We start from the raw sequence: 23,439 nt of genomic DNA, 5'->3' as shown, positions 1-23,439 counted from the left end.
CCTAAATTTTTTTGATTTAATGAGAATATGGAGAAGACCATGAAACTTACAGTCACAGCCCGTGCTCAGAAGAAGAAGAGCGATACGAAACAGGTAAGACGGGAAGGCAACATTCCAGGAATTATCTATTCCCCAGGAAAAGAGCCTGAGCTGATCGTCATCAATGGAATCGAGTACGCTACCTTGATGAGAAGCGTAGAGTCTGGACGCCTTCCAACAACTATTTTTACTCTAGTTTTCGGAAAGAAAGAGCGCCGCGCGATTCTGAAAGAAGTTCAATACGAGATCACAAACTACCAGGTCTCTCACCTCGACTTCCAAGAGCTCCACGAAGACGTTCTCGTCCAAGTAAAAGTGCCTATTTCGATTACTGGCGCTGCTGACTGCCCAGGCGTTAAACTCGGTGGATTTTTAAGACAGGTGATTCGCACTGTTCAAGTCGAATGCCTTCCGAAGCATATCCCTACAGAGTTCGTCGTGGATGTAAAAGATTTGGGCATCGCACAGAGCAAACGCCTCTCAGACATCAATCTTCCTAAGCATGTACGCCCGCTTGCGAAGATGGATGAGGTGCTTGCTGTAATTGCGAAGCGTTAAAGTTAAATTATGGCTCCGAAGTGTTTGATCGTCGGGTTAGGGAACCCGGGCAAGGCTTACGAGGAGACGCGACATAACGTAGGTTTTCAGGTTCTGAGAGCCTACGCTGAAAAGAAGGGTCTTGTTTTTCGCTCTACGACCGGTTTTATCGGAGAGCTAGCCCAAGGCCGCCTTTACGATAAGAAGACGGTGCTTCTGCTTCCTCTGACCTACATGAATAGTAGCGGAGAGGCGGTCAGCATCTGCTGCCACTACTTCGAGGTAGCAAAAGAGAATGTGCTTGTTGTCTGTGATGATATCGCTCTCCCATTTGGCGCTCTGCGCCTGAAACCGAAGGGAAGCAGCGGAGGCCATAACGGCCTTAAGAGTATCGAGCAGCATCTAAGTACCCAAGAGTTTCCACGTCTTAGAGTGGGAATCGGGGAGAAGGGAGGAGGAACTCTTAGCGAGCATGTTCTCGGAAGGTTTACTCCCGAAGAGAGAAGAGATCTACCACAGATTGTGGAGAGAGCAGCGGATGCAGTAGACATGTGGCTCTCTTCGGGAATTGAGAGCTCAATGCGGGTTTTCAACAAGGATAAGATAGAAGAAATTGGAGAATGAGAAATATGACAAAACAAAAAAAGCAACTTTACGAGGGCATGTATATCTTGAGCGCCACTCTGAGCGAAGAAGCGCGCCAGAAAGCTCTCGATAAGATCACCTCCTCGATTTTAGAGAGAAAGGGAGAGATTCACAAGATCCACGACCAGGGAAGACACAGACTGGCTTACGAGATCAATAATCGTCGTGAAGGCTACTACTACCTCATCTATTTTTCTGTAGCAACTCCTTCGATTAAAGAGATGTGGAGAGAGTATCACCTTAACGAGGATCTAATCCGATTCCTCACACTCAGAGCTGAGAAGGTGATGGAAACGCTCGAATTTAAACAAATAGTTCAAGAGTGAGGAGCTGGTAAATGAGTTCAACATTTAATAAAAAGCCTGCCTTCCAGAAAAAAGCGGTTCCTGAAGGTCCTTTCGTAAGAAGGCGCAAACAGTGCCCTTTTACTGCTGCAGGTATTAAGCATATCGACTACAAAGACATCGACACACTCATACAGTTTGTCACTGAAAGAGGAAAGATCATCCCTCGTCGTATTACAGGGGTCTCTTCTTACCACCAGAGACAACTTGCGCAAGCGATTAAAAGAGCAAGGCACATGGCCCTGCTGCCTTTTGTCGGCAATGATTAATTAGGAGAAAGAGAAACAATGGCAAGACAGTACCAGTTACTACTTATCGATGACGTGGATGATCTTGGACGCAGTGGCGAGGTTGTAAAAGTAAGACCTGGCTACGCGCGCAATTTCCTTCTTCCTAAGAAGAGAGGAGTGATCGCCGATAAAAATACTCTGCGCATGCAGGCTCGTCTGAAAGAAGAGCGCGCTCAGCGTGCAATCGTGGACAAGAAAGAAGCAGAAGATCTCTCTACACGCTTGAACGGAATGGAGCTGACAATTCTGGTGAAGATCGATCCAGAAGGTCACATGTACGGCTCAGTTTCAGCGTTTGATATCATTGAGCTTTTTGCAAAAGAGGGTATTACCCTTGAGAAGCGCAACATCGTGCTCCTCCAGCCAATTAAAGAGCTTGGAGTGCACAATTTGACTCTTCGTTTGAAAGAGGGTGTTAGCGCGGCGTTCATACTTAAAGTTGAAAGTGAAACTCCACTTCCACAGAGACAGGCGTAGGCCTAAGCTTTAAGGATGAAGCTCGCTCTTTTCTCTCCAGCGAAGATCAACCTGTTTTTTCGCGTGCTCAAAAAACGACCGGATGGCTATCACGAGATAGCCTCCCTCTATCAGAGCATCAGCCTTGGAGATCGACTAGAGATTGAGCTCGCACATGAGGATCGCCTCGAATGCGACGACGAGACCCTTCCCTGTGATTCCACCAATTTAATTCTACGTGCAGCAGACCTCTTTCGCCGAAAAACGGGAAAGAAGGTCTATGCGCATTTCCACCTTTTAAAACGCACACCCATTCAAGCGGGACTCGGTGGGGGAAGCAGCAACGCTGCCACTGCGCTCTGGGGGTTAAATCAGTTATCTGGAAAAGCTGTTTCAAATGAGGAGCTCATGCTCTGGTCTGCAGAGCTTGGAAGCGACGTGCCCTTCTTCTTCTCGACAGGAACCGCTTACTGCGAGGGAAGAGGAGAAAAAATCCTTCCACTGCCTCCTCTTCCTAAACGCCAGAAGTTCTGGATAGCAAAGCCACAGGGAGGCTTGAGCACGCCGCTCGTCTATCAAGAGACGAAGCCAGAGCTGCTTGAGGAGCGCGATCCAAAAACTGCACTCCGCTCGTTTACGGAGGGCTCGCCACTCTATTTTAACGATCTTGAACCAGCGGCCTTTAGGCTCGCCTCACCCCTCTCCTCCTTTAAAAATCAGCTTTATAAAGCGGGGTTTGATCAGGTCGTGATGACTGGAAGTGGAACCGCTTTTATATGCTTTGGAGAGGGGAGGGCGCCGCCAGAAATGGAGGGAGTGCGTTTTTTTTCAGCCCACTTTTTGCAGAAAAGAGAGGAAGAGTGGTATGAATTTCCCAGTTTTTGCTAGAGTAGCGACATGAAAAAAGAAAACCTGATCGTCGTAACGGGAGCCGCCGGTTTTATCGGCTCTTGCCTCGTCAAACATCTCAATGACCGCGGCCATACCAACCTCCTGCTCGTTGACGATATCGAACAGACCGAGAAGTGGAAGAATCTTCTCGGGAAAAAATTCACAGACTTTATCTCAAAGCACGCTCTCTTTGAGTGGCTGAAAGGGAGAGAGAGCGAGATCAGCGCGATCATCCACCTCGGAGCCTGCTCGGACACACTCGAGATGAATGGCGACTATCTGATGGAGAATAACTACCGCTACACGGTCAGACTTGCAGAGTACGCCCTCAAACATGGAAAGAGGTTCATCTACGCCTCTTCTGCTGCCACCTACGGCGATGGCGCGCTCGGCTTTTCAGACGATCACGACCTGCTAGACGATCTCAAGCCTTTAAACTTATACGGCTTCTCCAAGCATCTCTTTGACCTGTGGGCAAAGAGACAGGGCGTCTTAGACCGCATCGTCGGTCTTAAATACTTCAACGTTTTCGGCCCCAACGAGAACCACAAAGGCCGCATGGCCTCGATGGTTTACAAGATGCTCCCAAATGTGCTTCAAGAGGGGAAGATACGCCTCTTTAAATCCTCAGAGCCTGAGAAGTTTATCGATGGTGGACAGCTGCGCGACTTCATCTATGTGAAAGATGCTGTGAGAATCACCTGCGACTTTCTCGATAACTCTGTAGGTGGCATTTTTAATGTGGGCATGGGCGAGACCACAAGCTGGAATGAGCTCTCCCACGCGCTCTTTCATGCAGCTGGCAAAGCGCCAGTGATCGAGTATGTTCAGATGCCTGCCGACCTCGTAAAACAGTATCAGAACTACACCTGTGCAGACATGGAGAAATACCTCGTCAAGCACGGCCACTCTGCTCCTAAAAAACCGACTGCATTTTCTATTAAAGAGGCGGTCACTGACTATGTAAAGAATCACCTGCTTGCGGATAGAAGATGGTAAAACTCATTGGAATGCTCAGCCAGTTCTGTCCTGTCAACGTCCTCGTCATTGGGGATTTTATGTTGGACACCTACACCACGGGCAAGGTTAAAAGAATCTCTCCAGAGGCTCCTGTTTCAGTTCTTCACGTCCAAAAAGAGGAGAGCCGACCAGGCGGTGCTGGAAACGTCGTTCTCAATTTAATCTCACTTGGCGCAAAGGTCACTGCTGTTGGCCGCATCGGACACGATGAGGCTGGTGAGAAGATCCGTTCCGAGCTAGAGAAAGAGGGGGTAGATGTTTGCGGACTATTCAAAGAGGTTGGATTTAAAACTCCGGTTAAAAATCGACTGATTGCCGACTCTCAACAGGTGCTGCGCGTCGACTTTGAATCCTACAGCACGATCGCAGAAGAGCTCGAACAGACGATCGTCGACAGGCTTCCCGCTCTTCTCGAACAGACGCAGATTATCTCCGTTTCCGATTACGGAAAGGGCTTTCTCTCACGCTCACTCCTCATGACTCTTTTTGAGATGGCCCGCGCGCGGAACATCCCCGTGATCGTCGATCCTAAAGGAGAGGACTTCTCGAAGTATCAGGGAGCTACAGTCCTTAAGCCCAACCTCTCAGAGGCCTACGCAGCAGCGAAGATGCCAAGCGAAGCTCCGCTCGATCAGGTCGCCGCAAAGATTCTCCACTCCTGCCAAGTCGATATGCTTCTCATCACCCGCTCTGAGCAGGGGATGGCGCTCTTCGATCAGACCGGAGAGCGGTACGACTTTCCCGTGCGCTCTAAAGAGGTGAAAGATGTGACCGGAGCGGGCGACACCGTGCTCGCTATGATTAGCATCGCCCTTGCAAACGGTTTAGATATTAAGCTAGCAGCTCAGCTCTCTAACATCGCAGCGGGAATGGCGATTGAGAGAATCGGCTGCGTGCGCATCCATCTGCCAGATCTGGCAAAGCGCCTTTTAGAGTATGACGTCGAGAATAAGATCTTCGACGAAGAGCACCTGTTTGCGCTTCAGCAAGCGCTAAAAGGCAAGCGCTTCACAGTTCTCGGCCTTGAAAGCAGCTGCGGCATGTCAACCCTTGTTTTTAGAGCCATTCGCAAGCTCTCCGAAAAGGGCGAAGAGAAGCGTCTCATCGTCTACGTGCGAGATAGCTCCCCAGATGAGGAGTTTGTTTCCATGCTCTCCTCCCTCGCCGAGGTCGATTTCATCGTCCTCAAGTGCGAAAGCCTGCGCAACCTCTGCGAGATCATCCAGCCCGACTCGGTCTTTAGCATCGAGAAAGAGAAGCTCCTCACCCTCGACCACCACGTCGCCCTCCTCTCCTAAGCCCATAAAGAAGGCCCGCCCGGGGGCTCGGACAAGGCCCGCCCGGCGGGGGGCGCTCGGAGAAGGAATGGACTTAAACGGACAGAAAACGGACGGGAAATGGACGAAAACGGACACGCGCCAAAGAAAGAAATTCTTTCCCTTTCTCTTGCCCGCCTGTCCATTTCCTGTCCGTTCCTCGTCCATTAATGTCCGTTAACGTCCATTTTCCTAGGCGGGCCTTTCCCGAGCGCCCTTGCTTTCTTAGAGCTTGTGGAGGCGTTCGATGCGCTGCTCGAGTGGTGGGTGGGTTGCAAAGAGCGCTAGGAAGCCTGTCTTGCCACGGGTCGAGATCTTGAAGGCTTGGAATGCAGCCTTCTCTGAAGCGGCATCAGGCAGTAGCTTCTGCGTGTTTTGCAGGGATTCTAAAGCCGCGATCATCTTCTGCTTGCCCGCAAGGCCTGCGCCTCCGGCATCTGCTCTAAACTCGCGAAAGCGCGAGTAGGCAGCAATCACCATCGATCCCAGTACCATGAAGACTACCTCAAAGAGAAAGACCATCAGCATGTAGGAGCCGAAAGAGCCTCCTCTTGAATCCTCTTTATTCCTTCCCATTCCAGAGAAGATCGCAGCGAGCACGCGCGCTAGGAACATGACAAATGCGTTCACAATTCCCTGTAGCAGTGTCATCGTCACCATGTCGCCATTTGCGACGTGGCTAATCTCATGCGCTAAGACCCCTTCGACTTCATCGATCGACATCTTGTCGAGAAGACCGCGTGAAACCGCAACGAGCGATCTGCGCTGTGTGGGGCCTGTTGCAAATGCATTCACCTCTCTTGCTTCATAGATGCCTACTTGCGGCATCGCAGGAAGGTTTGCTTGACGTGCAAGGCGATGCACAAGAGCAACAAGAGACTTAAGCTGTGGATCGTTTGTATTCTCATCGATGATCTTCACACCCATGAGCCACTTTGCCATGATGCGCGACATCGCAAGAGAGATAAGTGCACCACCCATGCCCCAGATTAGACAGAAGATCATCAGAGCTCGATAATCGATTCCATGCTGCGTGAGATAGGGACGCACATTTAAGATGTTCAAAACTAGTGAGAGTGTGATAACGACAAGTGCGTTGATCACAAAGAATAGAAATATGCGTTTTACAACAGACATTTTTGCCTCCTCGTAAAAAGGTGGATTATCGCCGAAATCCGATTTCAAATCTCTGCAAAAATTGTTTTTGTTTGCGGATAAATTCTTCTTTATGCGATCAGATGCCTACGTAAATTAGATCAGCAATTTTCCACTACTGGGATTAGATTCATGCGCAAAATAATAAATAATATCCTGCGAAGATCTCCGCTTTCGAAGGGGAAAGTCCCAAATGATCTGAAGAAAGTTTTGGCAAAAAATCACGAGTGTTACATCCTAATCACATGCGGAAAGCCATCAGCCGATGGCAATATGCAAGTGGAGATGAGCTACGAAGGAGATGCGTGCCTCGCAGCTTATCTGATTGAAACAGCGCAAGGCGCGCTGGATGACGATATCCGTATTTAAGCGGAGTAATAGTGCCCCTACAACTCTCGGATTTTAAAAGCTGGTTCGACTCTCACCGCGAAGAAGTTCTTCGCGACTTCTTTAAATTTCTCTCCTTTCGCAGCATCAGCACCGATCCACAATTTTCCAAAGAGACGCATGAGACTGCTGTCTGGGTCTCGGATTATCTCACACACATCGGGATGAAGAGCTCTCTTCATGAGACGAGCGGAAAGCCCGTTGTGTTTGCAACACACTTAAATGCCGGCCCAAGCCGTCCAACAATTCTGATCTATCAGCACTACGATGTGCAGCCGGTCGATCCTCTCAACCTCTGGCATAACGATCCTTTCAAACCGATCGTCAAGAATAACACTGTTTACGCGCGTGGAGCTGTTGATAACAAGGGGCAGTGCTTCTACTCCATTTCTGCAGTCAGAGCGTTTCTTGAGCTCGCCAAGCAGGCTAATATCAATCTTAAACTCTTTATCGAAGGAGAAGAGGAGTGCGGAAGTAAAGGCACTACAGCTTTTCTGGCAGAGAAGAAGATCGACTTAAAAGCCGATCACCTACTCGTCATCGACTTCGACATGGCAAGAGCTGGCGTTCCCGGCATCACACTCGGCATGCGCGGTCTCGCTAGCTGCTCTGTTATATTCTCGAACGCTGTAACAGATCTCCATTCGGGAATCCACGGCGGAATAGCACTAAATCCCAATCGAGCGCTCGTATGCGCGCTTGCGCGCCTCTGGGATGAGAAGGGGAGAGTGCAAGTGCCCGGTTTCTACGATGGCGTAAAGCCCTTTTCAAAGGCCGATCTCGCAAAACTCGATATGAGCTTTAACGCCGATGAGTATACACACAAGTTTGGAGTAAGGGCTTTTGGAGCGGAAGATGGCTATTCACCAGTTGAGAGCAACTGGCTGCGTCCAGTTCTTGAGATCAATGGCCTTTCAGGCGGATATGCGGGTGCTGGTGTCAAGACAGTGATTCCTGCAAAAGCAGAGGTTAAGATCTCTTGCAGGCTCGTGGGAGAGCAGGATCCAGAGAAGATCACAAAGAGCGTTGTGGAGTTCTTAAAGCTGCACGCTCCAAAAGGGATGCAGGTGCATGCGGAGATCTATGATGGAGCAAGAGCGTTTCAAGCCTCTCTTAACGCCCCCGTGATTAAAGTGGTCTCACAGGCGCTTGGAGAGGTCTTTTCCGAATCCTGCAAGTTTCAATTCTGCGGAGCTTCAGTTCCCATCGTTCCAGCGCTCGTTGCAGCCTCATCTGCCGATGCGGCGCTCTTCGGCATGGGCCTTGCCGACGACAACATCCACGCCCCCAACGAACACTTCGGCCTAGACCGCTTCGAGCAGGGCTTCCTCACCGTCTCCCGCATCCTCTCCCTCTTCTCAAATAGCTAGTAGAAGACTTTGTGGAGGGAGAGGCCGTGCGCGGGGGCGGTCATGCCGGCGGAGGTGCGCTCGCGTTTTGCGAGGATCTCACTGATCTCTTGCCAGGTGAGTTTACCAACTCCCACGTAGACGAGAGTTCCGACGAGGTTGCGTACCATCTTGTAGAGGAAGTGGTCGCCTGTGAGCGAGATTTTCAAACGGCCGTGCTCTTGCGGGATGAAGGCGATCTCTGAGAGCTGGCAGACGCCGCTTCTCGTCCAGAGGGAGCGCTCATTGCAGAAGGCGGAGAAGTCGTGCGAGCCGATAAGCGACTCTGCGGCTTTCTTCATGAGATCGAGCGAGAGCTCGGGTTTCACATGCCAAGAGGTTGCGCGAAAGAAGGGGAGTTGCACGGGTGTGTTGCAGATCGAATAGTGGTACTCCTTGCCTTTTGCATCGAGTGTGGGATGGAAGGAGCTCTCTTCGACCTCTACTGTCTTGACTGCGATGTCCTTCAACAGAATGCCATTTAATCCTTTGCGCAGGAGATTGAGGTCGAGATCGCTCTTGTGAGTTTGAAAGTTAACGACTTGTCCCTCTGCGTGAACGCCTCTATCTGTGCGGCTCGCTGCTTGAAGAGAGACCTCTTCTTGCAAGATCTGAGTTAGAGCTCTCTCAAGCTCTTCTTCAATGCTTCTGCCGGTTTTTGTCTTCTGCCAGCCAAAATAGCGGGTGCCGTCGTAGGCGACGACTATTTTTATGTTCTTCATAGTTAATTAATGAGCGTGCGTATCGACGTAGAGGCTTACGCCGCCTAAGAACATCTGGACGGCAATCAGGGTTAGAATAAGACCCATGAGTCTTTCTAAGGCGATGATGCCTCGGTCGCCCATGAATTTTTTGAGGTGCGTGCTGGCGAGTAGAATCAGAGCGGAGACGGCCCAAGCGATGAAGATTGCGGGGATGGTAATCGCGTAGGAGTGGTTTTTTGAGAAGATCATCACTGCGGCCAGGACCGCCGGACCTGCAACAAGAGGAATAGCTAGCGGTACGATATAGGGCTCCTTTCTCGGCATGAGGTCTGCTTCAGAGGTCTTTTCTGGGAAGATCATCTTCAGTGAGATCAAGAAGAGGATAATGCCTCCTGCCATCATGGTCGTGTACTCTTTAACGCTGAGTAGAGTGAGGATTCCATCGCCGACAAAATTAAAGGCGATGATCACAACGAGAGCGATGCACATCTCCCGAATGATAATAGCCCTGCGTCTTGCAGCGGAAAAATCCTTGAGGATTGTGAGAAAGAGAGGGACGTTGCCAATGGGGTCTAGCAGCAGAAAGAGGGCGAAGCTAATCGCTAAAATTGTCCACAATGTTTCCATAAGTACTTACATAATAAAATTAGGTTTCTTTAGCAATCTTAACATAATTACTGGCTTTCTAGCTCGATGATCTTCCAGATCTTCTGGATTTGGGAGAGCTGCTTCTGAGAGAGGGCGGGCAGGACGAGGAAGCAGTCCTGGTTGCGAGCGAAGGCAGCCTGGGTCCAGTTGGCTGAGCCGAGCAGAAGTGTGGAGCTGTCGATGAGGGCCCACTTGTGATGGAAGAGCTGCTGCCCGGCTGAGAGGTAGAGCGGGACTCCCGCGTTCTGTAGCGCTTTTAGCATCGGTAGGCTCGCCCCTTCAGCGGTATAGTGGTCGACTGCGACGCGGACGTCGACGCCGCGCGCATGAGCCTCGATGAGGGCTCGAGTTAGCTCTGGATGGGTCAAGGTGAACATCGCAACATAGATGCTCTTCTTGGCCTGGTTCAAGAGCTCTAAAGTGCGCTCAAGCGCCTCTTGCGAGGGGAGAAGCCAGAGCTCTCCTGCCGCCTCGCCTGTAAAGAATGGAAATATCTCTCTGTCGCACCGAGTTAGAAAGTGGGCGAGCTGCGGGTTTAAAATTCCCGCAACTAGGTTATCGTGAATCTTGAGAGATGTGGTTGTAAAGTTGGCCGAGCCGATAAAGACGCGCTCCTCATCGACGATGAGGATTTTTCGGTGCATGAGGGCGCCAGGAAGTTTGATCGGGAAGGCGTAGAAGTTTTCAGAATCTGGAGGCTTGCTGGTGGCAGAGGGGTCGTAGAAGAGGGTGGTGGAGACTCCTTTTTTTGCCTGCTGTCTAAGAAGAGCTAAGAGTTCGGGGTCGGTGAGTGCGTACATCGAGATGTGGAGAGAGCTCTTAGCTTCTCTAATTGCCTGCGCAAAGAGGGCGTGGAGGTTGTCTCGAGATTGATTTGAATAGAGGAGAAGGGGAGTTTCAGCTGTAGGAAGGGGTTGGCTTCTGGAGAGAAGCGCAACCCACACAAATCCAAAAAGAATTAAAGCGGCACTACCTGCAGTGGCAAAAAACTTAAATCTTTTCACCAGCAGCGCGCATATCGCGGACGACAGCGCTTAAACCGCGCTTGTCGATCACGCGCATTCCGTGAGCGGAGAGCTTCAATGTGATGAAGCGGTTCTCATCGCTAAACCAGAAGCGCTTTTTAATCATGTTGGGAAGAAAGCGGCGCTTCGTTACACCTGTAACTTTAAGGCCGATCCCTTTCTTCTTTTTCGCGATCCCGCGGATCGAGTAGCTGTTTCCTTTAGCAGGAGTTTTTCCTGTAACTTGGCACGTTCTTGGCATGTTCGTTCTCTGAACCGATGTTAAAAGCGCAGATAATAGCATCCTCGTTTGTTATTGAACAAGAATTTTTGGGCTGGTAAAGATTATTTTAAATAAGAGGTTCTCACACGTGGTCGAAGAGCTGTATGCAGATTTTGTCGTGATCGGCTCCGGTCCCGCAGGGCAGAAAGGGGCTATCCAAGCTGCAAAGCTGGGAAAATCGGTCATTGTCATAGAGAAGGACAAGATCGGGGGATCCTCTCTCAATTCGGGCACGATCCCTTCTAAATCGTTAAGAGAGGCGATCCTCGACCTTACCGACTTCTATAAAAGAAGTTTTTACGGGCAGGAGAGCTGTGCGAGAGGGGTGTCAATTAATGATTTGAACTACCGACTCCATCGCATTCTAGAGGAGCAGCGCAAGATCCTTCTTCGCCAGTTTGAGAAGAATAAGATCCGCCTGCTATTTGGAGTGGCGCGCTTCGAAGGGCCTCACGAGCTCCTCGTGGAAGATGTAGATGGAAAGGTGGTGCAGCGCATCAAAGGAGAGTACTTTCTCATCTCTAGCGGCTCGCAGCCGCGCAATCCCATGAACATCCCTTTTGACAATGAGAAGATCTTAGACTCTACGCGGCTTCTGAGTATCGACCATGTGCCCAAAACGCTGCTTGTGTTAGGCGGGGGCATCGTCGGTTCAGAGTATGCCAGCTTTTTTGCAGCGCTAGGAACAGAGGTTACCGTTGCGGATAAGCGAGAGCATCTGCTTCCGCTTCTCGATCAGGAGATCGGCACCCATTTGCAGAAGGCGCTCGGCGGGCTTGGCCTCAAAATGATCGGAAATGTGGAGCTCGAAAAGGTGGAGCGCAAAGATGACCATGTTGAAGCTCTCTTCAATGATGGCACGACTCTGCATGCAGAGATGCTCCTCTACGCCCTCGGCAGAGAGGCAAATGTCGAGCAGATGCAGATTGAGAAGACGGGGATCACCGTGGATAAGCGGGGCTATATCCCCGTGAACGCCCTCTTTCAGACGGCAGCCTCACACATCTATGCAGCTGGCGATGTGATCGGCGCGCCCGCTCTTGCTTCTACGAGCATGGAGCAGGGGAGGCTCGCTTGCCGCCACGCCTTCGGCGCTTCGACTCACCACTTCCCCACCTTCTACCCCATTGGGATCTACACTATTCCCGAGATCTCCTCCTGCGGCTACACGGAGAATCAGCTTAAAGAGCTCGGCTACCGCTACGAGGTGGGAAGAGCCTACTACTATGAGATCGCCCGCAACCAGATCTCGGGCAACGATCCCGGACTATTTAAGATCCTCTTCCATGCCGAGACTCTTGAAATCCTCGGCATCCATATCATCGGGCGCGCAGCCACAGAGGTCATCCACATCGGTCAGGTGGCGATGAGCTTCAATGCGCGTGTCGACTACTTCATCGACCAGGTCTTCAACTACCCTACCTATGCCGAGGGTTACCGTATCGCCGCCCTCAACGGCCTCAATAAGCTTAAACATCGCAAGTAGTTTAAAATAAACATCTTGCGTCTAAAAAGCTCCTTGACAAAATAGCTTGTCTTAATGTAGAATAATTGCAACTTTTTTAAATTAATTACTAAAAACGGGGTTTTGTTATGACAAGCACGCAATTAACAGTTTCGGGGGGCGGAGCGGGAGCGGGGGTAGCGCACTCATTAGGTTTAGAGGCGAGTGCATCAGCTGCTAAGCCAAAAGTGAAATGGGTGGATCTGCCCCCCGATGTAACATATCTCTTTTTCTCGTATTTATGGCCAAAAGAAGAGACTTGCAATGCTTCCAGAGTTTGTAAAGAGTGGAGTAACAAAAGATATAACATAACCTGTCATGAGCTTTTTTTTCAGTCTGGATGCGAAGCGTTCAACTCGACTGCTTTTGCTATGCAGCGCATGGGGAGGCTTAGAGATAGGTTTAATAATCTTAAGGCATTTTATCTCTATCCAGTTTCTGAGCTTGATACTACAGATCGGATGTTGACGAATATCGTCTTATCTCTACCTCAATTGAATCCGCAAGAGCTAACCGTTCAACTTACTAATGATGAAAGGCAGACGATATACCATTTAAAGGTCGCTCTTAAAACAGATAGGCTAAGACCCGTACGCGTCTCATTCTTTTGTCCGCCGCTTCGCAGTTGGGGTGGAAATCGACGGCCCACGCCCGACTTCTCTACTCTTGCCCTGACTTCAAGAAGCGTGACAGATATCACCATTAGACGACCTTATTTTATTCCAGTAGCAGGAGCTGTAAGAGCCCCTGGGATGGGAAGAGAGCAATTTAAGGAGCTCGCATGCAACTTTCCTTCCATGACAGCGCTCTCCATCGAAAACATGTTTGGGAATGTGAGTGAGCTGATTGACATGAAAGCTCTTCTAGAATGCCTCCCTGAGCTGAGAACTTTAAGATTTATAAGAAAATTTAACTTCTCCTTACCGAGATATCAGCCCCCTGGAACTTATGATTTTGTATTTCCTCGACCAGACCTGTTTTTTCCGTGGAGTAGTGACGATTGTGCTGATGAGCAGGAGCATCGCGATTTAAGCTTGCGCCACGTCCGCTCGATCAAACCTCATGAAAAGCTAACCTGTCTCCAGTTTGACGGGTCTGTGGATTGCGAAGCTCTTCACTGGTTTGCAGGAAAGCTGCCCGCCCTTCGAGTCCTTCACTGTGCAAAAGGCGCACTCAAGGGCACGCTGACGGAAGAGATGGGCGACGGGAGCATCGCAGCGCTGCGCAAGAGCTCTCCTTCAACCCGTGAAGAGGGCAAGCGCTAACCGCCATTATGACAAGTACGCAATTAACAGTTCAGAGAGCGGGCGCCGGGGCCACTTTCAGCCTGGAGCCACCGGCTCCAAGAGCAAAATGGGTAGACCTGCCTAAGGTTCTTGCGCAGCTGATCTTCTCCTACCTACATCCAGAGAGGGAGTCCTGCGTGGCTTCTCAAGTGTGTACAGAGTGGGCTAGAAACAGATATTCCATGACGACAAGAGAGCTTTTTGCCCAATCTGGATATGAGGCGTTTAACTCTTTTGAGTTCACAAAAGAGCGCGTACGACAGCTCAAAGTAAAATATGCAAATCTCAAAGTGTTTATGCTCATATGGACGCCTAGTCCTAAACTCACAGATCGAATTCTCTCGAATATCGTCCTCTCTCTACCTCAATTAAATGCAAAGCAGTTGTGTGTGTTTTTAGCTCCACAGATACAGCAGGCAAGGCATCTGTTGAAGATCGGACTTTCTAGAAAAGGACTTCAGCCTACTAGTATGGTATTTGATTGGCCTCCGATTCGCAGCTGGACAAGAGATCAATTCTCTCCCGAGGTCACTTTTGCTTCAGAGAGTGTTACCGATTTAATGTTTAAGTTATTGAGCGGTGGAAGGAACACATACGCACTGGGAAGAAGGCAGTTTCACGAGCTTGGACGTAATTTCCCCTCACTGACGGGATTGACTATCGAAGGGCACTTTTCAAATAGTATCGACATGAAGGCTCTACTTGAGTCTCTTCCACAGTTGAGATTTCTTAGGTTTGGAGTTCAGATTAGATTTCTACTTCCAGAATATTCAGCTCCTGGGAGTGTTAGTTTCAGGATTACAAACCTCTCTTTTCCATGGAGAAGCAGCGACTGTTCTAATGAACAAGAGTATCGCGATTTAAGCTTGCGCTACGTCCGTTCGATCAAGCCCCATGAAAAGCTAACCACCCTGCGATTTGAGGGGCATGTGGATCTCGAAGCCGTTCACTGGTTCATTGGCAAGATGCCCGCCCTTCTGTCGATGACATCGGTCATCCCCATGCATGGAAAATTAACTGAGGAGATGGGCGATGGAAGCATCGCAGCGCTCCGCAAGAGCTCTCCCTCAACCCGTGAAGAGAGCAAGCGTTAATTTAATAAAAAAATAGGAAGTTTATGTCTAAACCAACCTCTTCTTTATCTCTACAAGCCTCCTTCTCTGTCCACGATGCGTGGTTTCAGAGGGAGGAAGGTGAAGGCGCAGCAACTCCTAAAAGAGCCAAGAAGAGGACTCTACAAAGCAGTTCTGTGCACGCCTCCTGGTACCAGCCGGAAACGGGCGTTGTTGCGGTGTCAAAACCGCGGACAACTTTTGCGGGATGGGAGAGAAGAGGATCGATCGGAGACCTTTGTGCATATAGAGTGCTTCTTCACACCTGCTTTAAGTTTTTGAAACCATCGGAAGCCGTAGGGATTATACGCACCTGCCGTGCATTTGCAGAGGCTGCAGGATCGGATCTGCTCTGGGGTATCTACGCCCAAGGCTACGATGTGGCGCGCGCGCTATCCACTGATGAGGTAACGCCGTATGGAACTAGAGTGCGGGAGCTCGTTACACATATTGCAAGTTATGCTTTAAATTACCTCTACGCAAAGTGCTTAGGTAGAGAGAACGAGCAGCAAATGGCGGAGTTAGTGCGGCGTTATGGAAGAGTAGTGGCTCCAAAAATCTCGCTTCTGCCAGATAGAGCCGAAGTAGATAAGATTGCCAGAATTAGGGATCCATTTAAGCAGTTTGAGGCTGTTTTACCGCTCATCAGAGCAAGTCGAATCGCAATGGAAAACCTCCCCTCTCAATTGAGAAATCTACCACGAGAAGTAACGCTCTATTTCTTGCCGCAGAGGTCTGACAATCCCACAGAAGCCGAGATTGAAATTCTTACCGCTATTTTGTTGGGAGTGGATGGTGACATCCCTTTAATGCTCGAACTCATGGAGAGAGGTGCAAGGCCATCAGAACGCACAATAGAGTGTGGCGTTGAGAAAAATTCACCTGAGCTCTTAAGAAGGGCTTATGAGTTAGGTGCTCGGCCCTCTACTACTTGTCTTGCAACTGCACTCAAGCACGCCCCAGGTCTTATCTCAGAGCTTTGTAAGATGCGTGCTGAGCCATGTACATACCGAGTTCATTCGACGTTGAGGCACTGTTTTGATTTCCGCAGACGTGCTCTGGAAGGCTCGATAAAGGAGCCTTCTGTAGAGAAGATCGACGAGCTGATCGACTACTGTCTCAAGCAGCTGCCGCATACGGAAGTGCAAGATATACGTGATGCGATTCATTTTGGCGCCCCACTGTCTCTCATAGAGCGCCTTGTAGCAATGATGAAGGATACCGAGTACAGTATAACAGGCCTGCTAACAACTGTATTAAATGTTAGAGCTGAACCTTCATACGTTGTGGCTTTATTAGCAAAGGGTGCGCGTCCAGATCTTTATCATGTTCAATGCGCAAAAAACAATGGATATTCTCCAGAAATCATCGAAAGATTGAGGCGAGATATCGACCTTCTTCAGTATGAAAATCAACTACCTGAAGGGCTCGATGATGAAGAGGCGACTGCTTTAATCGAATTCCTTCTCAAAGCAAGAGGTAGGCTTGCAATGGACTTGTTTCAAGTTTATAAAAGACTTTCTCCCGTTGTCACCCAGAAAATTCTTCTTGCACGCGATGCAGCTGGAAAGCCAGTTGTTAAGATCGACCGGTATGATCTTAGAGCAGCAGCAGATCACTACAAACCTAAGGCACTTTCTGCAGCCCATCAAAAGGTGGCTCTTGAAAATTTTGAAATACTTCTGCCTCTCCTAAAAGACGCCGAAAGACTCGAGGTCGCGCTTACTGATCTTCTTGTCTCCGCTCTACCTCTCAGCTTTATTGAAAAGGCAATTGCTCAGCTAAAGCTCCAGGTGCCCAAAAGCAGCTTTAATGATGTTTTAAAACGGAGATCAGATCTTGAAGACGAGGCGCTCGTTGAAAGGCTTAAGTGGGTGGTGAGTTTAGGGGGAGAGCCAGACAAAGATAGTATCCCGTATGCTGTGGTTAAATCTGCACCTCAAGGAGTCTTCGACCTGCTTCGCAAATTAAAATGCGACGCCTTTCCACCAGTCTGTTTTTACGCAGCTTTTACTCCAGGAGCTCAGTCTGTAAGACTACTCGAGACACTTTTCAATGAGTTCCAGATCGAACCTCCTCAAGATGCTACTGTTCTTTATAGGGCTGTTAGATCTAAGAATGTTCCAATAGAAGCCGTGCGCATGTATTTTGGCCGCTACATGCAACTCCATAGAAAATTACCAGACGACCTACTGATTCAGGCTATTCGAGAAAAGGCCTCAAAAGAGGTGATTGAACTCTTGTTAGAGTATGGAGCTACTGCTCATCCAGAGACCTTTGATGCCCTCTTTACTCCAACGCTCATGGACGATGCTGGTGTGATCATTTTAAAAGAGCCGAACTACACTCTCGAAAGCGACCTGATTCCAAGGCTTTATAGAGCAGGAGCTCGGCCTAGTGCTCGTACAATAGAAATATATGCCAGCGCTTTTCCTAAAAATGTCATCGAATCAGAGATCCGTACTTTCGTCGAACTCGGTGCTGTGCCAACTCATGGGACTCTCCAGCATGCGGTTACAAAAGTTAAGCCAAGGGCCTTTGCTCTTCTTGCCCGCATCTCACGCGAAATCAACTTCGATCGGATGCCATCTCGCGTTGTTTTTTCGAAAACACATACAGATAGATTTGAGTTTGAATACGCCCCAGCGCCTATTAGGCAGTACGACAAAGGCGACGAGAAGAGATCTCAGTAGTTGCTACTGGTGGGATTCTTGGGTGGGGACTGGGTTGACGCGTCGGGCCTTGACGGTCTGCTCGGCGTCCATATTCACGAGTCTTGAGGTGTAGATCGGGTTGTCGCTTGGTCTGATCTCAATTGTAACAGGCGACAGCCATGCAGAGGCGGTGTCGACATCATCAGGAGAGACCTCCCAGAGAGACTGGTCGCTTAGCAGGAGCTTTCTTCCACCATTTACATTAAGAGATAGAGAGAGCCTCTGGTAGGCCTCGGTGCTTGGCTTGGGAACTGCAGTGGTTTTTATCTCAAAGCGCTGATCGATCCATCTCTCTAGCGCCCCTCTCTCTTGAGGAGTCAGCTTTGCAACTCCGGTCTGCTTCATATCTTGAGGAGACATGAGCTCCGATAAGCTAACATCCGCAAGAAGTGGAGAAGATAGAAGGAGCAGGCAGAAGAGGATCTTGTTCATAGCCTCCTTTTATCGAAATTCAAATAAATCTAGCAATTAAATACTTCTGGGCTCGGGACACTGGTGTCTGAGCTGGCTACGGAGAGCTTTTAGCGATTTGGGGTTGTGATCGCGCATGTGGGTTAGATTCTCTGTCTGCTTTAAGAACTCCCAGGCGCGCAGGTAGTCCATGCGCTGCAGCGAGACGATAGAGAGGTAGTACTCGACGGTTGAAGAGGTGGGGTCGACCTCGTGGTAACGTTTTAGAACTTCGAGGGCTTCGCTGCCTCTTCCCAGCTGGAGCCAGGTCGTTGCGAGCTGGAAGATGCCGGCGCGGAAGAGGGGGTAGCGTTTAAGAATGGCTTTTATCTCTGCCTGTTTTTTCACAACGGAGGCGCGCGTCTCATCGACGGGTAAGAAGATGATCTTGAGCCCTTCAGTATCCACTCTTCCTTTGAGGTAGTCGTCTGGAATGGTCTCAGCGGAGACGGCAGAGTCGAAGGTGAGTCCTTGCAGCTCTTCTAAAAGTTTTCTTCCCTCCTTCTTTTTTCCAACGAAGAGATAGTTCATCCCGAGGAACATCTTTAGGAGCTTGTCGCCCTCCAGAAACTTTTGCGCTTTTTCATAGAGGTGCACAGCGGTCTCATACTGCTCTTTTCCCCAGAAGACGGCAGCTTGGTTCATGAAGGCGAGGCCGGCTACTTCCTTGATGTTCCGTCTTTCCAACTTGCGTGTGTTGATCCCCAGGTAGACCTCATCGGGCATGTGGATGCCGCGCGCGGTGGTCTCGATGTTGATGACTCGATCTCTGCTCTCGTAGCGGAGGAAGATGTGCCCAGGAGGTGTGATGATCTCAAGGGGAAGTTCGAGGCGCTGGGCTAGAGAGAGGTAGAGGATCGAAACTCCGAGGCAGACGCCCTGTCTGCTGTCGATGACGGAGGGGAGGAAGGTGTAGAGGTCGATATCCTTTGCATGGAGGGAGTGTGGTGGGAAGCGGAAGAGCATCTCTTGGAAGATGAAGCGGTTGATCTCGCGGATCTTATCCTCGTGCGAGGCGTCTGGAGAGAGGCGCGCACGTATCTGAAGAGCCATCAGGTCGAGACTAGCCTCATACTGTCTGATCGAAAAATGGGAGCCGCTTCCATCGCCAAACTGGCTGATGAGAAGCGCTCTTCCAAGGTCGATCTCATCGGGCGAGAGTTTTATGACCTCTTCTTCGGTCCAGACGGTGTACCCTTTGAGTTTTCGGTTGGCGAGCTGCTCGCTAATTTTTTCAATGACAGAGAGCTGATCCGGTGTGAGTTCAGCGGGAGGATCGAAAGATTGTCTCGTGACAAGCGAGATGATCGCTTGAATATCCAGCTTGGGAAAGGGGAGGTTTTCAAGCGAGGTGTACTCTTTTTTTCCGCTTAGAAGTTGCCAAGCTTTCGCAAGAGCTTCATGGCCATAGCTGGTGTTGGGATAGAGTTCGTAGAAGGCGAGGTGTTGAGTGATCGAGAGCGGGTCTAAGCTGCTGTAGAGCGAGCGCAACTTGGTATCTTCAAAGGAGAGAGGGGCGGCCTTCTTTTTTTCTGAGCCTGTTTCTCTGCGCTCCTTAGCTTGTAGGCAAGGTGCAAAGAGGAGCAAGAAAGCTAAACTAAGCCATATACCCATCGATCTCTCATTTTTTAATGAACTTATATAAATCAGAGCTTTTGCTCAAGGGGCGATTTATGCAAGTAGTCGAATGGCTGGAGTTGCAGGACTCATGACGATCTCTTGGATTTCGCGCTGGAGATTTTCATGAGCGAGTAGATCTTCGACGCTTGGGCGGAAGCGGTAGGTCCAGTTGCTGGGGAGAATTTTTCCTGGGATGTTGATCCTCTCATCCTGAGGATCTGGCCAGACGAGCTCTGGATAGAGGGCGAGATACTCTTGGAGCAGATTGATATGAAAGAGGCTGGCAGTGTGATGGCTCTCCCAGAGAATCTCTTTGCGCTGGGCTCGCGTAAGCTCGGGCGCGTATGTCCATCCCTTAAATTTTGCAAATGCTTTTGACTCCAGTGGAATATCTCTCCACCAGAGAGCGAGCGTTTCAGAGTCGTGAGTGGAGAGTGTTGTCATGCTGATGGGCGTGTACTCATCCAGTGGAATGAAGCTCTTATCTGTCTCCCATCGGCGCTCCCAGCGGATCACTTTTGTGCCGGGAATCCCAAGCTCTTTAAGACAGAGGCGGATATCTGGAGAGACATTGCCGAGATCTTCGGCGATGGGGAGCATTTCGAAAGAGGAGAGCATCATTGTAAGGAGCTCTCTGCCTTGGGGCAGCCAGAGCGACTCATCGGTTGGAATGTAGTGTCCCTGTGTAATGGGGTGTCCGACTGGAATCGCCCAGATGCGGAAGAGGCCGATGACATGGTCGACTCGATAGAGATCGAAGAAGTTGCTCGCAACTTTTAGGCGCTGCTTCCACCAGCTATATTGAGTCTTTTTTTTCTCTTCCCAGCGGTATAGCGGGAAGCCCCAGTACTGCTGCTCTTCGGAATAGGGATCAGGCGGTGCGCCTGCAGAGTAGTCTAGGTTGAAAAAATTTGGATGGTACCAGACATCTGCGCTATCGCGGCTGATCAAGATGGGCACATCTCCTTTCAGAAGAACGCGGGCGTTCTCAGCATATTTTTTTACTGCTTTAAACTGGTCAAATGCGAGGTATTGTAAACAGATGTGGAAGCAGATCTCGTCCCAGTAGCACTCAACAAGATCATCATACTGCTTTTTTGTCGGGTGTTTGAGCTCGTCGGGCCAGTACTGCCAGAGGCTCTGCTCTAAAATGTCTTTAAGAGTTTTAAATAGGCCATAGGAGATCGTCCAGCCATTCTCTGCGATGAACTGCTCGAATTCGGGTTTTTTGATCAGCTTTTTTCCAGCTTTTGCGAAGTAGAGCCTAAGCCAGTAGAGCTTCTGTACCTTCACCTCATGGTAATGAACTTTTGGTGATTGTGTGAGCGCACGCATCTGGGTGAATGATTTGTGTAGCTCTGGGAGCTCGTCTATAAAGGGCAGCGCGTGAAGCGAAAGGTAGATGGGATTGAGCGCGCAGGAGGAGAGTGCATTGTAGGGGCTGGGATCGTTTCCAGAGTCGTTGAGAGGCAGAAGCTGAATTACATCCATCTTGATCTCGTGGCACCAGTCGATCAGCGGAATGAGATCGAGAAACTCTCCAATACCGCAGCTGTTTTTGCTGTGGATTGCAGAGAGGGGAATATCGAAGCCATGGTGCGGGAAGATGCCTATCTTCTCCCAATGCTTGTGTGCTGCGGAGTTGTGAAGTGTCTTTTCAAGTTTTCCGTTCATTGTGGTCCAAATACTGAACGGTTAGCTTTCGACTCTACCTCTTTGCCTGCGGGCAGTGTTCCCCCTTCGATCGCCTGTCTCCAGAGTAGGGCCTTCTCTATGAAAACGGCTAGCCTATCGGCGACCTTTTCCCCAGTGAGGTTGACATAGGAGTGGTATTCAAATAGGCAGAGCTGGTTGTTGCGTTCTGAATAGGCGAAGGTCCCCACTCTTGGAAATTGAGCATTAGATTTTAATCCCTCTTTGAGTAGATTTTCGCGGTATCTACCCGGGGGGATTTCGCTGATAAAAGTGGCGATTAGAATGCGGTCTTTTGGCTCGTCATCTTCAAGGTGAACGTGCAGCGTCTCATTAATGGTAATACGCACCGCGCGCTTGCGATCGGCATAGAGTGGCTCATCGATGAGCGGACTAATCTGATTAAGAAGAGCTTGAAAGCGATCCATACTTATCCTTGGCCCTTCCGTTTTTTCTCATCCTTATCCTCTTCTTTCTCATCTTCCTCTTCAAGATCCTCTAGAGCTTCAATTAGAGACATGAGCACATCTTGCCTATGCTGAGGAGATCTGTAGAGTTTTGGGGCGACCTGCCTTACAGCATCTCTCATCTGAGTGAGAACGATGACCGGACCCTCATCCTCATCTGAAAGACCGAGCTGTATTGCCATCTGCAACGCTTTATCCGTTGAAGGGTAGCGCTCTTGTAGATATTTCATAAAGAGGCGTGCGAGGCTCTCAAAATTCACGCGGTTAGGGAATGGTAGGCTGCCTCTCTGAAAGGCGGAGAGGATTAGATTCATGCGACTTTTAAAAAAACGAAAGACTCCTAAGATCGCCTGCATGTCGCGCGTTTCGGAAAATAAGCGGTGGAGCTCTCCCGGAGAGATCGACGGTCCCTTAGATTTTAAATCGGCTCCTAGAGAGTGGAGGACGAAATCGATTACAGTCTTCATCTTATCGTAAGAGAAGGTAGTGGAGAGCTGATCAAAAAGGGTAAGTGCGTCGCGCGGATTTCCAGTGATATCGCGGTAGATGTCGCGGAGGGCTGTGGGGCTGCCGAGTCCCTGAGCCGAGAACTCTCGCGCTTGAAGGGCGATGTTTCTTCCAGCTTTTATCTCTCTCGCATAGATCGTATTGATCTCAGCTTTTACTTCTCTTGCTGTTTTAATCAGCTCCGCATCGCCAGACTGGATTAGAAAGTCGAGGGCTTCATCTGCGAGTGCATGGTCGGGGTAGATGTCTAAAACTTTTTGGAGGAGGCTCTCTTTAGTCTCTTTTCCAGATGCGCGCGCGCGCAAAAGAAGGAGTGTCCGTGCAGCGAGTTCAGGATTTTTCTGCTCAAACTGGTCGGCTACTTCTTCGAGGCGCTGAACCTCTTGAACCTGCTCTTTTTTTTCTGCTTTATCCGGCTCTTCTTCTTTGCCTTTTCTCTTTGTGCGAGTTTCAAGGGTTTCGAAGCGCCTGGCCATGGCAAGGGGGTTGAAGGCGGAAAGCTCTGTCCACTGGGTGAACTGAGTCTCTACGCTCTCTGCTTGAATCGCGTAGAGGCCGCTCTTTTCTGTGCCGGTGGTCGCCTTCTGGCTTCGATCCGAACGCAGAGGAACAACGCGCGAAGTGCTGATATGGTCATCTTGCATAGCATCCACAAGTTCTCATACCCTTGGTTTATCCCCCAAGCCATTAAATAGTAAAGAAAAAGGATTAGAAGTTCTGGTGGGTTTTGTCAAGACAGAATAGACATGTCGGGTAGGCCAGGAGAAAGCTTCGCTTTCGCTCGGGGCCTCCCTGCGACCCTCTTGCGCTTCACCTCGCTTTGCCAAACCGTGTGCTCGAAAACAGAGTGGGCCACTGCCCTACCCTGTACGCCTGGCCGGCTTTTCTGTGCTACGGTTTTGCTGTGCGATCTGAATCGAAGGGCTGCTCGAGGCGCTCATCCCACTTCCTCCGTCGTGGGTCCCTTTCGCGTCCAGTCG

24 protein-coding genes are annotated in these 23,439 nt (G+C 49.9%); 14 read left to right on the top strand and 10 right to left on the bottom strand.

Going from position 1 to position 23,439, the window contains the following annotated elements; genetic code table 11:
- Nucleotides 1–39: 39 nt before the first annotated feature.
- Genes HYX48_01310 through rfaE1 form a run of 8 tightly spaced genes read left to right on the top strand, consistent with a single transcriptional unit; the run spans nt 40 to nt 5,520 of the window.
- Complete coding sequence (locus tag HYX48_01310; protein ID MBI2742539.1) at nt 40–597, top strand: 50S ribosomal protein L25/general stress protein Ctc; 558 nt, start codon at nt 40–42, stop codon at nt 595–597.
- A 9-nt stretch (nt 598–606) separates the two neighbouring features.
- A complete protein-coding gene (locus tag HYX48_01305; GenBank protein ID MBI2742538.1) occupies nt 607–1,200 on the top strand; it encodes an aminoacyl-tRNA hydrolase in 594 nt (197 codons plus the stop codon).
- A gap of 5 nt (nt 1,201–1,205) precedes the next feature.
- Nucleotides 1,206–1,547: a 30S ribosomal protein S6 gene (locus tag HYX48_01300; protein MBI2742537.1), complete on the top strand. Its 342-nt coding sequence runs from the start codon at nt 1,206–1,208 to the stop codon at nt 1,545–1,547.
- 11 nt (nt 1,548–1,558) lie between these two features.
- Nucleotides 1,559–1,834: a 30S ribosomal protein S18 gene (locus tag HYX48_01295; protein MBI2742536.1), complete on the top strand. Its 276-nt coding sequence runs from the start codon at nt 1,559–1,561 to the stop codon at nt 1,832–1,834.
- An 18-nt stretch (nt 1,835–1,852) separates the two neighbouring features.
- Entirely contained in the window at nt 1,853–2,332 is a 480-nt protein-coding gene (locus HYX48_01290) for a 50S ribosomal protein L9 (GenBank protein MBI2742535.1), read from the top strand.
- A 15-nt stretch (nt 2,333–2,347) separates the two neighbouring features.
- Nucleotides 2,348–3,199, top strand: coding sequence for a 4-(cytidine 5'-diphospho)-2-C-methyl-D-erythritol kinase (gene ispE, locus HYX48_01285; GenBank protein ID MBI2742534.1), 852 nt, complete (start codon nt 2,348–2,350; stop codon nt 3,197–3,199).
- A gap of 9 nt (nt 3,200–3,208) precedes the next feature.
- The gene (gene rfaD, locus HYX48_01280) at nt 3,209–4,201 is read left to right on the top strand and encodes an ADP-glyceromanno-heptose 6-epimerase (GenBank protein ID MBI2742533.1); all 993 of its coding nucleotides are present in this window, start codon (nt 3,209–3,211) and stop codon (nt 4,199–4,201) included.
- A complete protein-coding gene (rfaE1, locus tag HYX48_01275) occupies nt 4,195–5,520 on the top strand; it encodes a D-glycero-beta-D-manno-heptose-7-phosphate kinase (GenBank protein MBI2742532.1) in 1,326 nt (441 codons plus the stop codon). The genes rfaD and rfaE1 overlap by 7 nt, the downstream gene beginning before the upstream one ends.
- 243 nt (nt 5,521–5,763) lie before the next feature.
- On the opposite strand, the gene htpX is transcribed toward rfaE1, so the two are convergent.
- Nucleotides 5,764–6,675, bottom strand: a complete 912-nt coding sequence (gene htpX, locus HYX48_01270) for a protease HtpX (GenBank protein MBI2742531.1) — start codon at nt 6,673–6,675, stop codon at nt 5,764–5,766.
- Nucleotides 6,676–6,903: 228 nt separating this feature from the next.
- Between htpX and HYX48_01265 the strand changes: the two genes are divergently transcribed.
- Together HYX48_01265 and HYX48_01260 are read left to right on the top strand one after the other, a co-directional pair.
- Nucleotides 6,904–7,062 carry a hypothetical protein gene (locus tag HYX48_01265; protein MBI2742530.1) on the top strand — a complete coding sequence of 53 codons (159 nt, stop codon included), beginning with the start codon at nt 6,904–6,906 and terminating at the stop codon, nt 7,060–7,062.
- Between the two features lie 11 nt (nt 7,063–7,073).
- Complete coding sequence (locus HYX48_01260) at nt 7,074–8,450, top strand: dipeptidase (GenBank protein ID MBI2742529.1); 1,377 nt, start codon at nt 7,074–7,076, stop codon at nt 8,448–8,450.
- Here HYX48_01260 and truA read toward each other — a convergent pair.
- The 4 genes from truA to HYX48_01240 are packed head-to-tail and all read right to left on the bottom strand — an operon-like array spanning nt 8,447 to nt 11,086.
- Entirely contained in the window at nt 8,447–9,190 is a 744-nt protein-coding gene (gene truA, locus HYX48_01255; GenBank protein MBI2742528.1) for a tRNA pseudouridine(38-40) synthase TruA, read from the bottom strand. The genes HYX48_01260 and truA overlap by 4 nt on opposite strands.
- Before the next feature lie 6 nt (nt 9,191–9,196).
- A complete protein-coding gene (locus HYX48_01250) occupies nt 9,197–9,799 on the bottom strand; it encodes an NAAT family transporter (GenBank protein ID MBI2742527.1) in 603 nt (200 codons plus the stop codon).
- Nucleotides 9,800–9,846: 47 nt separating this feature from the next.
- Entirely contained in the window at nt 9,847–10,824 is a 978-nt protein-coding gene (locus tag HYX48_01245) for a hypothetical protein (protein ID MBI2742526.1), read from the bottom strand.
- Nucleotides 10,811–11,086, bottom strand: a complete 276-nt coding sequence (locus tag HYX48_01240; GenBank protein MBI2742525.1) for a 50S ribosomal protein L28 — start codon at nt 11,084–11,086, stop codon at nt 10,811–10,813. Before HYX48_01240 ends, HYX48_01245 begins: the two co-directional genes overlap by 14 nt.
- 109 nt (nt 11,087–11,195) lie before the next feature.
- On the opposite strand from HYX48_01240, the gene sthA reads away from it, so the two are divergent.
- The 4 genes from sthA to HYX48_01220 all read left to right on the top strand — a co-directional run bounded on the left by sthA (nt 11,196) and on the right by HYX48_01220 (nt 17,702).
- Nucleotides 11,196–12,593, top strand: a complete 1,398-nt coding sequence (gene sthA / locus HYX48_01235) for a Si-specific NAD(P)(+) transhydrogenase (protein MBI2742524.1) — start codon at nt 11,196–11,198, stop codon at nt 12,591–12,593.
- A 107-nt stretch (nt 12,594–12,700) separates the two neighbouring features.
- Nucleotides 12,701–13,876 (top strand): F-box protein, encoded by a 1,176-nt coding sequence (locus tag HYX48_01230; GenBank protein ID MBI2742523.1) that lies wholly within the window; start codon nt 12,701–12,703, stop codon nt 13,874–13,876.
- Between the two features lie 8 nt (nt 13,877–13,884).
- The gene (locus HYX48_01225) at nt 13,885–14,991 is read left to right on the top strand and encodes an F-box protein (GenBank protein MBI2742522.1); all 1,107 of its coding nucleotides are present in this window, start codon (nt 13,885–13,887) and stop codon (nt 14,989–14,991) included.
- A 23-nt stretch (nt 14,992–15,014) separates the two neighbouring features.
- Complete coding sequence (locus HYX48_01220) at nt 15,015–17,702, top strand: hypothetical protein (protein ID MBI2742521.1); 2,688 nt, start codon at nt 15,015–15,017, stop codon at nt 17,700–17,702.
- 3 nt (nt 17,703–17,705) lie between these two features.
- Here the strand turns inward: HYX48_01220 and HYX48_01215 are convergent, their stop codons facing one another.
- The 5 genes from HYX48_01215 to sctW are packed head-to-tail and all read right to left on the bottom strand — an operon-like array spanning nt 17,706 to nt 23,112.
- Nucleotides 17,706–18,155 carry a hypothetical protein gene (locus HYX48_01215; protein ID MBI2742520.1) on the bottom strand — a complete coding sequence of 150 codons (450 nt, stop codon included), beginning with the start codon at nt 18,153–18,155 and terminating at the stop codon, nt 17,706–17,708.
- Between the two features lie 36 nt (nt 18,156–18,191).
- The gene (locus HYX48_01210) at nt 18,192–19,787 is read right to left on the bottom strand and encodes a hypothetical protein (GenBank protein MBI2742519.1); all 1,596 of its coding nucleotides are present in this window, start codon (nt 19,785–19,787) and stop codon (nt 18,192–18,194) included.
- Between the two features lie 57 nt (nt 19,788–19,844).
- A complete protein-coding gene (locus HYX48_01205; protein ID MBI2742518.1) occupies nt 19,845–21,467 on the bottom strand; it encodes a 4-alpha-glucanotransferase in 1,623 nt (540 codons plus the stop codon).
- Entirely contained in the window at nt 21,464–21,913 is a 450-nt protein-coding gene (locus HYX48_01200) for a CesT family type III secretion system chaperone (protein ID MBI2742517.1), read from the bottom strand. Before HYX48_01200 ends, HYX48_01205 begins: the two co-directional genes overlap by 4 nt.
- Nucleotides 21,914–21,915: 2 nt before the next feature.
- A complete protein-coding gene (gene sctW / locus HYX48_01195) occupies nt 21,916–23,112 on the bottom strand; it encodes a type III secretion system gatekeeper subunit SctW (protein ID MBI2742516.1) in 1,197 nt (398 codons plus the stop codon).
- Nucleotides 23,113–23,439: the final 327 nt, after the last annotated feature.

The sequence above is a fragment of the Chlamydiales bacterium genome (assembly GCA_016185065.1).
In the GTDB taxonomy this organism is placed as follows: Bacteria; Chlamydiota; Chlamydiia; order Chlamydiales; family Rhabdochlamydiaceae.
The sequence above is the reverse complement of the archived record's forward strand: the minus strand, read 5'-3'. Positions and strand labels throughout refer to the sequence as shown.

Excerpts from the sequence above, each read along its gene's own strand:
- HYX48_01310 (MBI2742539.1), top strand. The coding sequence starts at position 40 with ATGAAACTTACAGTCACAGCCCGTGCTCAGAAGAAGAAGAGCGATACG.
- HYX48_01305 (MBI2742538.1), top strand. The coding sequence starts at position 607 with ATGGCTCCGAAGTGTTTGATCGTCGGGTTAGGGAACCCGGGCAAGGCT.
- HYX48_01300 (MBI2742537.1), top strand. The coding sequence starts at position 1,206 with ATGACAAAACAAAAAAAGCAACTTTACGAGGGCATGTATATCTTGAGC.
- HYX48_01295 (MBI2742536.1), top strand. The coding sequence starts at position 1,559 with ATGAGTTCAACATTTAATAAAAAGCCTGCCTTCCAGAAAAAAGCGGTT.
- HYX48_01290 (MBI2742535.1), top strand. The coding sequence starts at position 1,853 with ATGGCAAGACAGTACCAGTTACTACTTATCGATGACGTGGATGATCTT.
- ispE (MBI2742534.1), top strand. The coding sequence starts at position 2,348 with ATGAAGCTCGCTCTTTTCTCTCCAGCGAAGATCAACCTGTTTTTTCGC.
- rfaD (MBI2742533.1), top strand. The coding sequence starts at position 3,209 with ATGAAAAAAGAAAACCTGATCGTCGTAACGGGAGCCGCCGGTTTTATC.
- rfaE1 (MBI2742532.1), top strand. The coding sequence starts at position 4,195 with ATGGTAAAACTCATTGGAATGCTCAGCCAGTTCTGTCCTGTCAACGTC.
- htpX (MBI2742531.1), bottom strand. The coding sequence starts at position 6,675 with ATGTCTGTTGTAAAACGCATATTTCTATTCTTTGTGATCAACGCACTT.
- truA (MBI2742528.1), bottom strand. The coding sequence starts at position 9,190 with ATGAAGAACATAAAAATAGTCGTCGCCTACGACGGCACCCGCTATTTT.
- HYX48_01250 (MBI2742527.1), bottom strand. The coding sequence starts at position 9,799 with ATGGAAACATTGTGGACAATTTTAGCGATTAGCTTCGCCCTCTTTCTG.
- HYX48_01240 (MBI2742525.1), bottom strand. The coding sequence starts at position 11,086 with ATGCCAAGAACGTGCCAAGTTACAGGAAAAACTCCTGCTAAAGGAAAC.
- HYX48_01230 (MBI2742523.1), top strand. The coding sequence starts at position 12,701 with ATGACAAGCACGCAATTAACAGTTTCGGGGGGCGGAGCGGGAGCGGGG.
- HYX48_01225 (MBI2742522.1), top strand. The coding sequence starts at position 13,885 with ATGACAAGTACGCAATTAACAGTTCAGAGAGCGGGCGCCGGGGCCACT.
- HYX48_01220 (MBI2742521.1), top strand. The coding sequence starts at position 15,015 with ATGTCTAAACCAACCTCTTCTTTATCTCTACAAGCCTCCTTCTCTGTC.
- HYX48_01215 (MBI2742520.1), bottom strand. The coding sequence starts at position 18,155 with ATGAACAAGATCCTCTTCTGCCTGCTCCTTCTATCTTCTCCACTTCTT.
- HYX48_01210 (MBI2742519.1), bottom strand. The coding sequence starts at position 19,787 with ATGGGTATATGGCTTAGTTTAGCTTTCTTGCTCCTCTTTGCACCTTGC.
- HYX48_01205 (MBI2742518.1), bottom strand. The coding sequence starts at position 21,467 with ATGAACGGAAAACTTGAAAAGACACTTCACAACTCCGCAGCACACAAG.
- HYX48_01200 (MBI2742517.1), bottom strand. The coding sequence starts at position 21,913 with ATGGATCGCTTTCAAGCTCTTCTTAATCAGATTAGTCCGCTCATCGAT.